Annotated in this window: 1 pseudogene; it reads right to left on the bottom strand. The window is 49.8% G+C overall.

Annotated features, from left to right (window positions below):
• Positions 1 to 1,505, bottom strand: a pseudogene (locus LS48_RS15385) (hypothetical protein); the annotation flags it as partial.

The raw sequence follows: 1,505 nt of genomic DNA, 5'->3' as shown, positions 1-1,505 counted from the left end.
GAGGTGATCGCGGGACCGCAGACAGGAGCACCGGAATCTACCGTGGCGCCCACGGTGGTGCCCGTTACCGAATCCCCACAGCTTACCGCTATCGCGCCACCGCAGTCGTCGTTCGGCAATGGCTCGGTACAGGTAACGTCCAAACTGAAGTTACCGGAGTTGCTACCAAAGCCCTCCACCATAATATAATAGGTAGAAGTACCATCGGAGACAAAGGTAACCTCACTCTGAAGACCACAGGAATCATCGTTGAAGGCAAGCTCGTTGGCAAGGTTGCAATCGTCAAAGACGCGAAGCACAGAGTCATAGTCGGTACCCCCACCGCAGAGCGAGATGGTCACCAACTGGGCAGAACCCGTGCCAGTGAACTTGTAGAACACATCAGGGGCTGCGTTCCCGCCAGAATCCGTCGCCGTCAGAGTCTCTCCAACTACACTGTCGCCACAGGCAAGGGCTATAGCACCAGAACAATCATCATAAGTGCCTCCACCGCCATTATCAACGCAGTATCCAATGCCCCCATTCCAAACACGTGGATCAAAAATAGGAGTTGTAAAAGGAACATTACTTGCTGAACCCAAGTCTAATGTTATATCACTATTTGAATAGTTTTGATTTGTCCCATCTCCATTTGTATAGGTATGAGCATGTGTTCCATCAAAAACTAATGCAACTGCATATGTAGTATTTGCAGACATAATAATAGGAGTATCCAACGTAGCTGTTGAAGGAAGTCCAACTCCAGCTCCAGTTCCTGATCCCGTGGCTGCTGCAGCACCCCAAGGAGCAGGATTACCTTGGTTTCCAACGTAAGTACCTTCAAATACATATGCCTCCATGGTAAAGGGGCCAGTTTGTGCCGTATTCATATCAAAAGTAGATATTTCAATATCTGAAGCTCCTACCGTGATATCAAAATAAACAGCTCCTCCTTGGCTACCATTATTCCCTCCGGCATAAAGTGTTTCAATGCTATCTGGTGTACAGCCGCCACCGCCAATCGGGTCGCAACTGCCTTCCCAAATGTAAACACCGTCCATCAAAGGATCCGGAATGCCCCAACCGGCATCGAACTGCGCCGAAGGATCTCCTACCATTGTAGATGAAGTAACTACCCAGAACACGCTTCCGGTTGCACCGCCATCGGTTACGGACAGTTCAATCCAATATTTTGTTGAAGCACCCGCTTGTCCGTTAAAAATAAATGGGGTAACGGTCATCTCCACCTCGTTAACGTCAAAACCGAAGTTGCTGCCGATAACCGTTTGGTTGTCGATGGTAACAGAAGCCTCAGAACCTATGAGAGCCCCGGGAAGGCCCGCGGCATCGTCATAATAGTTTACGTCAACGTTTGCGATACCGCCGTTGGCGAAGATGCTGGCTGTAATGTTCTCCAAGGTGAAGTTCTCATCAGCAGCTACGGTCACGTCGTTCGCGGTCTGGAACGCTGATGCGGAAGAACAGTTGAAGCCGTTCTCAAAGGTGAAGTCGTTCGGGTTCTCCTC

This window comes from Aequorivita aquimaris (assembly GCF_001573155.1).
Classification (GTDB): domain Bacteria; phylum Bacteroidota; class Bacteroidia; order Flavobacteriales; family Flavobacteriaceae; genus Aequorivita; species Aequorivita aquimaris.
This window is presented reverse-complemented; position numbering and strand designations above follow the sequence as displayed.